Source organism: Mycobacterium sp. (assembly GCF_035506235.1).
In the GTDB taxonomy this organism is placed as follows: Bacteria; Actinomycetota; Actinomycetes; order Mycobacteriales; family Mycobacteriaceae; genus Mycobacterium.
Genome location: NZ_DATJPU010000310.1, coordinates 20,028 through 30,366 on the forward strand (window position 1 = coordinate 20,028; position 10,339 = coordinate 30,366).

The 10,339-nt window shown below is 67.8% G+C and carries 8 protein-coding genes; 7 read left to right on the plus strand and 1 reads right to left on the minus strand.

Annotated features, from left to right (window positions below):
- Positions 1-101 precede the first annotated feature (101 nt).
- From VMD50_RS28620 to fadD1, 3 genes are read left to right on the plus strand one after another with little or no spacing between them, the layout of a single operon-like run.
- Positions 102-1,058, plus strand: a complete 957-nt coding sequence (locus VMD50_RS28620; protein ID WP_414686202.1) for an alpha/beta hydrolase — start codon at positions 102-104, stop codon at positions 1,056-1,058.
- The gene (locus tag VMD50_RS28625) at positions 1,055-2,665 is read left to right on the plus strand and encodes a flavin-containing monooxygenase (RefSeq protein WP_325433164.1); all 1,611 of its coding nucleotides are present in this window, start codon (positions 1,055-1,057) and stop codon (positions 2,663-2,665) included. The genes VMD50_RS28620 and VMD50_RS28625 overlap by 4 nt, the downstream gene beginning before the upstream one ends.
- Entirely contained in the window at positions 2,662-4,263 is a 1,602-nt protein-coding gene (gene fadD1 / locus VMD50_RS28630; protein WP_325433166.1) for a fatty-acid--CoA ligase FadD1, read from the plus strand. Before VMD50_RS28625 ends, fadD1 begins: the two co-directional genes overlap by 4 nt.
- Here the strand turns inward: fadD1 and VMD50_RS28635 are convergent.
- A complete protein-coding gene (locus tag VMD50_RS28635) occupies positions 4,260-5,111 on the minus strand; it encodes a DMT family transporter (protein WP_325433168.1) in 852 nt (283 codons plus the stop codon). The two genes, fadD1 and VMD50_RS28635, sit on opposite strands and share 4 nt — an antisense overlap.
- Before the next feature lie 303 nt (positions 5,112-5,414).
- On the opposite strand from VMD50_RS28635, the gene VMD50_RS28640 reads away from it, so the two are divergent.
- From VMD50_RS28640 to VMD50_RS28655, 4 genes are read left to right on the plus strand one after another with little or no spacing between them, the layout of a single operon-like run.
- Positions 5,415-5,732, plus strand: coding sequence for a hypothetical protein (locus tag VMD50_RS28640; RefSeq protein ID WP_325433170.1), 318 nt, complete (start codon positions 5,415-5,417; stop codon positions 5,730-5,732).
- A 52-nt stretch (positions 5,733-5,784) separates the two neighbouring features.
- A complete protein-coding gene (locus tag VMD50_RS28645) occupies positions 5,785-7,407 on the plus strand; it encodes a class I adenylate-forming enzyme family protein (protein ID WP_325433172.1) in 1,623 nt (540 codons plus the stop codon).
- Positions 7,394-8,167 (plus strand): class II aldolase/adducin family protein, encoded by a 774-nt coding sequence (locus VMD50_RS28650; protein WP_325433174.1) that lies wholly within the window; start codon positions 7,394-7,396, stop codon positions 8,165-8,167. Before VMD50_RS28645 ends, VMD50_RS28650 begins: the two co-directional genes overlap by 14 nt.
- A 35-nt stretch (positions 8,168-8,202) precedes the next feature.
- A complete protein-coding gene (locus tag VMD50_RS28655; protein ID WP_325433176.1) occupies positions 8,203-9,471 on the plus strand; it encodes an amidohydrolase family protein in 1,269 nt (422 codons plus the stop codon).
- Positions 9,472-10,339 lie beyond the last annotated feature (868 nt).

Sequence of the window (10,339 nt, forward strand, 5' to 3'; positions counted from 1 at the left end):
GCGCAACGGTGCGGGCGGAGGCGCACATGGACGTGGCCACGGATGGCACTGACGGCATGGACGACATGGACGGCACTGACGGCATGGACGGCATGGACGACATGGACGACATGGACGGCACTGTGCGGGCCATGCTGCGCGAGCTGAAAACCGGATTCCCCCGTGTCGAGACGATGACCGGTCCCGAGGCGCGGGCCGCCGTGGCCGCGCGGCGGGTGCCCGCCAGTAACATCGAGGACGTCCGCAGCACCATCGACCACACCGTCCCGGGCCCAGCGGGGGCCATTCCCGTGCGGATCTACTACCCGCACGGCGACCTGTTCGGCCACCACCCCGGAATCGTCTTCTATCACGGCGGGGGATTCGTCTTCTGCGACATCGAATCCCACGACGGCTTCTGCCGGGCCCTGGCCCGGGGCGGCCAAGCCGTCGTCGTGTCGGTGGGGTACCGGCTGGCCCCCGAGCACCCCGCACCCGCGGCGGCGCTCGACGCCTTCGCGGCGTTCCGCTGGGTGATCGACCACGCGGACGGTCTGGGCATCGACGCGACGCGGACTGCGGTCGCCGGCGACAGCGCCGGCGGCAACCTCGCGGCGGTCACCGCGATCCTGTGCCGCGAACGAGGGTCCGCCCGTCCCGCCGCCCAGCTGTTGCTGTACCCGGCCGTCGATCCCTCATTCGACACCGACAGCTACCACCGCTACGGCACCGGGTACTTCAACACCCGGGCCGCCATGCAATGGTATTGGCGCCAATACCTTGGCGATGAGCGGCTGTTCGACCCACCCTGGCTGGTGGCACCGGCTCGCGCGGATTGTTATACGGACCTGCCGGCCGCGGTGGTCGTGACCGCCGGACTGGATCCCTTGCAAAGCGAGGGATGTGACTACGCGCGCCGCCTGCGCAGCGCGGGCGTGCGGGTCGTACACCGCGATTTTCCCGGATTGTTCCACGGCTTCATCACGATTCAATCCTTCCCGCCGGCCGCCTCGGCGCGCGAGCTGATCTGCGGCGACCTGCGGGAGCTGCTTGACTTCGCGCGCTGCGAGTCGACATGACCGATACCGACGTCATCGTCATCGGCGCAGGATTCGCCGGGCTGTACGCCGTACACCGGGCCGCCTCGGCGGGACTGTCGGTGATCGGCATCGAGGCGGCGCCCGACGTGGGTGGCACGTGGTACTGGAATCGGTACCCCGGCGCGCGGTGCGACGTCGAAAGTGTCGACTATTCATACTCTTTCGACGACGAGCTGCAGCAGAGCTGGACGTGGAGTGAACGCTTCGCCGCGCAGCCCGAGATCCTTGCCTATCTGGGCCACGTGGCCGACCGGTTCGATCTGCGCCGCCACTACCGGTTCGGTGTCGACGTGCTTGGTGCCGATTTCGAGCAGGGGGCGGGACGCTGGCACGTCCGCACTCATGATGTCTCGGAGCGCGGCCAGACCTACGCCGCGAAGTTTCTCCTGTGTGCGACCGGCTGCCTGTCCGCGGTGAACCGCCCCGATATCCCCGGCGTCGACGATTTCGCGGGTGACGTGTACTTCACCGCCGCGTGGCCTCGCGCGGATCCCGACCTGCGCGGCAAGCGGGTGGGGCTGATCGGCACGGGTTCGTCTGGCATTCAAGCGGTTCCGATCATCGCCGGCCAGGCCGAGCGACTGGTGGTCTTCCAGCGATCGGCGAATTACAGCATCCCCATGCCCAACCGCCCATGGTCTGCTGTAGAACAGCAACGGATCCGGGAGGAGTACCCCGAGCGACGCCGTATCTCGGCGTACGCGTCGTCGGGCACACCACACGGCACCTATCACACGAAGGCGCTCGACACCGAACCGCACGAGCGAATCGAAGCACTGTGGCGGCGCTGGCGCGAGGGCGGCGTCCTGTTCGCCAAAACCTTCCCCGACCAGAATTCCGACCCGGCCGCCAACGACATCGCCCGCGAGTTCGCCGAGGAGCGGATCCGGGAGATCGTCCACGATCCGGTCGTCGCCGCGGATCTGATCCCGGTCGATCACCCGATCGGGACCAAGCGGATCTGCACCGACGCCGGTTATTACGCCACCTTCAACCGCGACAACGTCCGGCTGGTGAACCTGCGCCGCGAGCCGATCGACGGGATCGTCCCCGAGGGAGTGCGAACCGGCGCGGCGACCTATCCCTGCGACGTGCTGGTCTTCGCGACCGGCTTCGACGCGCTGACCGGAGCGCTGACCCGCATCGACCCGACGGGGCCGAGGGGAGACCGGCTGCGCGACATCTGGGCCGATGGCCCCGTGACGTTTCTGGGCCTGATGGTCCCCGGCCTGCCGAACCTGTTCACCATCAGCGGGCCCGGCAGCCCGTCGGTGCTGGCCAACATGGTGCTGCACGCCGAGGTTCAGGTCGACTGGGTCCTGGAGCTCATGTTGATGGCCCGCCGGCTCGGGGTGAGCGAGGTCGAACCGCGCCGCGATGCCGCCGACGCCTGGACCGATCAGGTGGCCAATGCCGCCGAGCAGACGCTGTTTCCGAAGGCGGCGTCCTCGTGGTATCTGGGCGCCAATATCGAAGGCAAGAAACGGATCTTCATGCCCTACGCCGGCGGGTTCGGTACGTACCGGCGGCATTGCGAAGCCGTGGCCGATCAGAACTATGCCGGATTGGTGCTGACGACGCGATGAGCCACACCGGGCCGGAGACGGTTCAGCAGCTCTTGCGCCAGCGCCGAAACGACGACACCGCCGCGATCGCCCACGGCGAGCGGACCTGGACCTGGCGCGAGCACCTGGCCGAGGCCGAGGCCGAGGCCGCCGCGCTGATCCGCCTCGCCGATCCCGCCCGCCCGCTGCATGTCGGCGCCCTGCTCACCAACTCCCCGGCGATGCTGCGCGCCATGGCGGCCGCGGCCCTGGGCGGCTACGTGCTGTGCGGCATCAACACCACCCGCCGCGGAGCCGGCCTGCTCGCCGACATCCGGCGATCCGACTGCCAGATCCTGCTCGTCGACGGCGAACATCTGCCGCTGCTAAACCGCTTGAACCTCAACGGAATTCAGGTTATCGACGTGGCGTCGAGAAGCTACGCCGAAGCGGCGGCCGCCGCGCCACCCCTGGCGCCCCACCGCGAGGTCACCGCCGCCGACACCCTGATGATGATCTTCACCTCCGGCACCAGCGGTGACCCCAAGGCCGTCCGGTTCGCGCACGGGATGGCAATCATGTGCGGGGCCAGCCTGATCTTCCAGTACGACGTCACCGCCGACGACGTCTGCTACCTGGCGATGCCGCTGTTTCACTCCAACGGCATCGCCGCCGGGTGGGCCGTCGCGATCGGCAGCGGCGCCACGATGGTCCCGGCCAAGTTCTCGCCGTCGCGGTTCATCGACGACGTGCGCCGCTTCAACGTCACCTACCTGAACTACGTCGGCAAGCCCCTCGCGTTGATCCTGGCCACCCCCGAACGTCCCGACGACGCCGGCACGCCCCTGCGAATCGCGTTCGGCAACGAGGCCACCGATCGCGATATCGCTGAATTCGCAAGGCGTTTCGGATGCCGGGTGGTCGACAGCTTCGGCTCCAGCGAGTTCGCGGTGATCGTCGTCCGCGAGGACGGCGCCCCGCCCGGGTCGATCGGCAAGCCTTACCCCGGGGTCGCCATCTACAACCCGCGGACCCTGACGGAGTGCGCCGTCGCGCGGTTCGACGAACACGGCGCGCTGGCCAACTTCGACGAAGCGGTCGGCGAGCTCGTCAACACCCAGGGCGCGGGGCCGTTCACCGGCTACTACAACGATCCGTCCGCGACGGCGCAGCGCATGCGGCACGGCATGTACTGGTCCGGCGATCTGGCCTACCGCGACGCCGACGGCTGGATCTATCTGGCGGGCCGCACGGCGGACTGGATGCGCGTGGACGGCGAGAACTTGGCGGCGGCGCCGATCGAGCGGATCCTGGAACGGCTGCCGCAAATCAGCCAGGTCGCGGTCTACGCCGTGCCCGACGAGCGCGTCGGCGATCAGGTGATGGCGGCCGTCGTGCTGCGCGACGGGATTGCCTTTCGGCCCGAATATTTGGAAAAGTTCCTCGCCTCGCAACCCGACCTGTCGCCGAAGGCGTGGCCGCGCTATGTGCGCATCAATGACGACCTGCCGGCGACCGCCACCAACAAGATCCTCAAACGTGAGTTGATCGCCGCCGGCGTCAGCGCGCAGGGCGGCGTGCTGTGGACCCGCCAACCGCGTGGCACGACCTATGCCGCTAATTCCCCAGCGGCGACCTAACCGGACTCGGCGGGGGTGGGCGCTTCGCCGAAGCGGGCCAAGACCAATGTTGCCGACACCGCCACCACGAATCCGAGGACCACCAACCAGCCGAGACCGTGGCGGGCACTGTCGCCCAGCCACACCACCCCCACGAGCGCGGGGGCGATCGTTTCACCGACGACCATCGCGGCCACCGTCGTGGTCACCGACCCGCGGTGCAAGGCGGAGGTGAGCAGGAGAAATCCCGCGGCCCCGCCACCGGCCGCCGAGTACAGGGCCGGGTTGGTGTAGAACGCGGCCTTGGTCGGATCGACCACGTCCACCAGGCGCACGCCGACCTCGACGACACCGAATCCACTTCCGGCGCCGAACCCGAGGGCGAGCGCGCGCTCGCGATCGCCGAGCCGGCCCGCGGCCGCACCGGCGATGAAAATTGCGGCGACCACGCCGATGAGCGCCCAGCCGAGTCCGGCCGGGGCGTGACGAAAGTGCCCCGGCCCGGCCGCGCAGGCGAGCGCGGCGAGGCTCACGCAGACCACCCCGACGGACGTCCACTCGGCTGGTGACAGCCGGGCCGACAGGACCGACGCGGATACGATGCCGGTGACCGCGATGGAGGCGGCCAGCGCCGCGGCGACGACGTAGATCGGCACCAAACGCAGCGCCATCACCTGAAGCAGAAAACCGAGACCGTCGAGACCGATGCCGGCGATATAGCGCCACTGCCGGGCGGCGCGCATCAGCAGCACGGCGTCGATGCCCGATGTGCTTGTGGCTTCCACCGATCGCGTCGCGACGGCCTGCAAAACCGAGGCCGTGCCGTAACACACCGAGCAACCCAGCGCTAGCAGGAACCCGATCAGCACAGACTGACCATACGAGACGAAGGCTCGGAATGAACGGCATGGACATGAACGGCATGGAGGTCCTCTCGGGTGTCGTGCTGGTCGCCCGGCCCCGCACCGCGATGTCGAGGTACGTGATGACGTCGAGCGCGGTGGTGCCCGCAGCCCCGGCGGCCGCGCCGCTCAGCAGCCCCGGCCAGAGCCCGGCAATTCGCGTGGTCCGCATTCGCCACCGCCTCCCGTGCTGGCAGCTTCCGTCGGATTTGACTAAAGCACCCTGTGTCGCTGTGCGCATCCCGCGACCGGAAATTACAGTTGGTAGCCATGACGAATCGCAAAGGCAGGCTGGCGGCCGCGGCGTGCGGCGGCGCCGCACTGGTATTTGCGGTCGGCTTCGGCGTTGGCGGCGTGCAGGACGCCGCCGGCGAGCAGCCGAACAGCGCAACGAGCCCTTCGTCCGGCACGGCGCCGAGCGGTAGCGACGGCGGCGGCGCCCTACCCGTGCAGCCCGTCGGCGGGGGCGCCTGCATCATCGGCCTCAACTGTGGCTGCATTCCGCGCATCACCTGTCCTACGCCGCACGCTCGCCCGGGCACCGCGGGCACCAACCAGCACAACGCCCCCGCGCCGCAGAATCCGTAACGCCGCGGGGCTTGCCCGACGAAACGCCGCGCGGTTTCCCTATCATTTGGGAATGAGCGCCGGCGGGCTGGACACTGTGGGCTCGCCGGCATTCACCGACGAGGACTCGGCCCTGTTCCGCGCCGCCGGCTGGTGGTCCGACTCGACCCTGTCGGACGCGGTACGTCGTAACGCCGAATCCGCACCGCACCGCCTGGCCTATGTCGACCATCTCGGCGCATCGCTGAGCTGGCATGAATTCGACCATGCGGCAAGCAAACTGGCGGAGCAGCTGGCCGGCGTCGGTGTGCTGCGCGGTGATCGCATCGCGGTGTGGCATGGCGACTCCACCGCCATCCACGTGCTCTTCGTCGCGATCGAACGGTGCGGCGCCGTCGTGGTCGGCATCGGTGCGCGCGCGGGGGCCCGCGAGGTGGCTGCGATATTGCGCAATTCGCAACCAAAGATGCTGATCAGCGATTCACAGCGCGGCGCGACCGCGGCGCGGGTGGCCGGCGAAAACCGGTTGCCCGTACTGGAATTGAACGCCAATCCCGGCGCGCCGCGGCTCAACGTTGACACGCAACCCAGGGCGTTGGGCGTGGAATCCCAACTGGGCCCCGACGACATGTTTCTCATCAATTCCACCTCCGGGACGACGGGCCTGCCCAAATGCGTGGTGCACACGCAAAACCGTTGGCACTACTTTCACCAGAAGGCTGTGGCCAACGGGTTGCTGACTCCGGATGACGTCTTCTTGCCGGTCATACCCACGCCGTTCGGCTTCGGGCTTTGGACCAGCCACACCACCCCGATCTATCTCGGCGCCACCGCGGTGATCATGCAGCGGTTCACCGCGCGTGGGGCGTGTGAGGCGATCGCCCAGCACGGAGTAACCGTGTTGTGTTGTGTCAGCACACAATTGACGATGCTCATGGCGGACCCGGCTTGCCGCGAGCACGACCTGAGCTCGCTGCGCGTCGTTTTCGCCGGCGGCGAGGCGTTGCCGTACCGGCCGGCCGCCGAATTCGAGGAGCTCACCGGCGCGAAGATCTTGCAGTTCTACGGCTCCAACGAGACCGGGATGCTCAGCGCGACCACGGTCGACGACCCGCGCGAACGCCGACTCCGCACGGGCGGCCGCATCGTTCCCGAGATGGCGGTCCGGCTCTTCGACGGAGATCGGGACGTCACCGAGACTGGGCGCGGCCAGCCCGCATGCCGGGGACCGGCGACCAGCCTCGGGTACCTTGGCGGGACCGATCACGACAAGCTGTTCACCGCCGACGGGTGGATGCGCATGGGCGACCTCTGCGAGATCGACGCGGAGGGCTATCTGACCGTCACCGGCCGCACTTCTGACTTCATCCTGCGCGGCGGCAAGAACATCAGCGCGACCCAGGTCGAGGACACCGTCGCGACCCACCCCGCGATCGCGGTGGCGGTGGCGGTCGCGATGCCCGATCCGGTGTTCGGTGAAAAGGTTTGTGTCTACACCGAACTCGTCGACTCGCAAACCATCGACCTGCCGCGACTGATCGATCATTTGTTGGCGCTGGGAGTCTCGAAGGAACTGCTGCCCGAACGCCTCATCGTGGTCGATGAGCTTCCCCGATCTTCCGGGGGCAAGGTCGCCAAAGGCCTGCTCCGCGAGGATATTCGACTGAGGATGGAGGCCGGTCATGAACGCTCCTGACGCGCGGCGGGGTGGCCTGGAGGTCTGGGCGCCGTCGGTGGTGCCCCCGATCGGCGTCGAACTGTCCAACGAACAGGCGCTCGCGATCGCCTTCCGCCACCTGGCCGGCATCGGCTTCGCGGAGAACATGGCCGGACACATCACCTGGCAGCCCGATGGCCAAACGGACATGTTCGTCAATCCGTGGGGACTGTGGTGGCAGGAGCTCACCGCCTCGGACATCTGCGTCGTGGACAGCGAGGCGCGGGTGGTTCGCGGTCGTTGGGATGTCACCCCGGCCATCCACATCCACACCGAGCTGCACCGGGTCCGCGACGACGCCCGCGTGGTCATCCACAATCACCCGTACCACGCGTGTGTCCTCGCCGCGCTGGGCAGGCTCCCCGAACTCGTGCACCAGACCGGTTCGCTCTACCTCGACGACCTGTGCCTGGTCGACACGTACGACGGGGAAATCGACAGCCCCGCCCGCGCCGCGGAGCTCGCCGCGCGCATCGGCGGCGCCAACCTCACGATCCTGGCCAACCACGGCGTGATCGCGACCGGTTGCAACCTCCCGGAAGCCGTATACCGGGCGGCGTCGATCGAGCGGGTGTGCCAGCTGGCTTACGACGTGATGCTCACCGGCAAGGAGCCGGTGCAGATGAATTGGTCGGACATGGCGGGCATGCAGCGGTCGCTCATCGAACGCGCCGCCGACGTGTACTGGGCGGGGGCCGCACGGATGACGATCAAGGCCGATCCGGATGTGCTCATGTAATGGGTAAGCGCCCTGCCCCGCAAGGAGATTGACGAGTGAAATCGATCGATGAACTGGCCGGCGACCTGAGCTTCACGACGGCGAAGACGGGCGAGCAGCGCTCGGTCACGTTCCTGCCCGATCCGCCCCAGGCGCCACGCCGCTACACGGTGATCTCGGCCGATGACCACATCGTCGAACCGCCCGACACCTTCACCGGACGTCTGCCACGAAAGTTCGCCGACCGCGCCCCCAGGGTCGTGGACACCGGCGATGGGGGACAGACCTGGGTCTACGACGGCCGGGAATTGCCGAACGTCGGATTCAACGCCGTGGTCGGGCGGCCGGTCGCGGAGTACGGGTTCGAGCCGGTCCGTTTCGACGAGATGCGCAGGGGCGTTTGGGATATCCACGAGCGCGTCAGGGACATGGACCTGAATGGTATCTACGCCTCGCTGAATTTCCCGTCGTTCCTGCCCGGCTTCGCCGGCCAGCGGCTGCAGCAGGTGACCACGGATCGGGACCTGGCGCTGGCGTCGGTGCGCGCATGGAACGACTGGCACCTCGAGGTCTGGGCCGGTTCTTACCCCGAACGCATCATTCCCTGCCAATTGCCGTGGCTGCTCGACCCCGAGCTCGGCGCGAAGATGATCCACGAGAACGCCGAACGCGGATTTCACGCCGTCACCTTCAGCGAGAACCCGGCGATGCTCGGGCTGCCGAGCATTCACTCCGGCCACTGGGACCCGATCATGGCGGCGTGCGCCGAGACGGGGACCGTCGTGAACCTGCACATCGGATCCTCGGGGTCGTCGCCGTCCACCACCGACGACGCGCCGCCGGACGTCCAGGGCGTGCTGTTCTTCGCCTACGCCATCTCCGCCGCGGTCGACTGGTTGTACTCCGGCCTGCCCAGCAGGTTCCCCGATCTGAGAATTTGCTTGTCGGAAGGCGGAATAGGCTGGGTAGCCGGGCTGCTCGACCGCCTCGACCACATGCTCAGCTATCACGCGATGTACGGCACCTGGCAGGCGCTCGGCGAAAGCCTCACTCCCGCGGAGGTGTTCACCCGGAACTTCTGGTTCTGCGCCGTGGAGGACAAGTCGTCGTTCGTCCAGCGTGACCGAATCGGGGTGGACAACATCATGCTGGAGGCCGATTACCCGCATTGCGACTCCACCTGGCCGCACACCCAACGGACCATCCACGAGCAAATCGGCGACCTGGCGCCGGACGCCATCCGGAAAATCAGCTGGGAGAACGCCTCTCGCCTGTATCGCCACCCGGTGCCGGTTGAGGTCCAACGGGATCCCGAGGCATTCTGATTGCGTCCTCGTGGCGGAATGCCGGGAAGCGGGCACTCGCTGACCGAGCGGTTATGGCGCGAGCGTGATAATGCCCGGCTCCATGGGTGGTGTCGGGGCCACCCCGCCGGTACCACCACCATTGCCGCCTCCGCCGCCGCCCCTGCCGGGCGGAGGACCAACGACACGAGGTGCCTTCCTGGGTGGGGCGGGCGCCACCGCCTGTGGCGGTTTCAGCGTCTGGGCGTCCGGTACCTGGGGTACCGGTGGAACCGGATTGGTCGCAGCAGCCCCTTCGATGAAGGAAATCAGCTTCACCCGATGTCTTGGCCCATTCCGGTTGGCGAAGCCCACCTGATGGTTCGGACAGTGGGCTCCCGCTGAGGCGATGACGAATCGGGCCTCGGTGCGACGGAGACGGCGGGGTCGGCGCCGGGGGTGATGATATTGGCGTTTTTCACCAGCTCATCCACGACGGTATCCGCAGGAACGCCCCCGTCTAACTCGCCACAGACCTTATGGGCGGTGCGGGCGCAGCCGGATCGCATTTGCCCGCGGCTTCGCCGAATTCGCCTGCGGTAGCTTCGAAGTCGTTGCCCACCTTTGCGCGGTTGGTGGCGTCATGGGCGGCAACTAGTAGGGGCATCCCGGTGGGACTGCGGTGAATCATCCTCGGCGGCAACTAATTCGGGTGTTGCCGCGGCCATCAAGATAGGCCTTCCTCTCGGCCTGACGGAGCTGACGACCACAACTCCTGCTCGGTAGTCCTGCGAAGCGGCGCTGCTGTCCGATGGCCGCGGCACACCCGCCTGAGCACAATGCGCAAAAGCTCAAAATCGCCTGTTGCGTGGCTATCGCGCACAAGCGAGCCAGCGCCGGTGGCACTTCC

What these genes read in the sequence shown, in the direction of transcription:
- fadD1 (WP_325433166.1), top strand. Translation starts at nt 2,662, where the DNA reads ATGAGCCACACCGGGCCGGAGACGGTTCAGCAGCTCTTGCGCCAGCGC.
- VMD50_RS28620 (WP_414686202.1), top strand. Translation starts at nt 102, where the DNA reads ATGGACGACATGGACGGCACTGTGCGGGCCATGCTGCGCGAGCTGAAA.
- VMD50_RS28625 (WP_325433164.1), top strand. Translation starts at nt 1,055, where the DNA reads ATGACCGATACCGACGTCATCGTCATCGGCGCAGGATTCGCCGGGCTG.
- VMD50_RS28640 (WP_325433170.1), top strand. Translation starts at nt 5,415, where the DNA reads ATGACGAATCGCAAAGGCAGGCTGGCGGCCGCGGCGTGCGGCGGCGCC.
- VMD50_RS28650 (WP_325433174.1), top strand. Translation starts at nt 7,394, where the DNA reads ATGAACGCTCCTGACGCGCGGCGGGGTGGCCTGGAGGTCTGGGCGCCG.
- VMD50_RS28645 (WP_325433172.1), top strand. Translation starts at nt 5,785, where the DNA reads ATGAGCGCCGGCGGGCTGGACACTGTGGGCTCGCCGGCATTCACCGAC.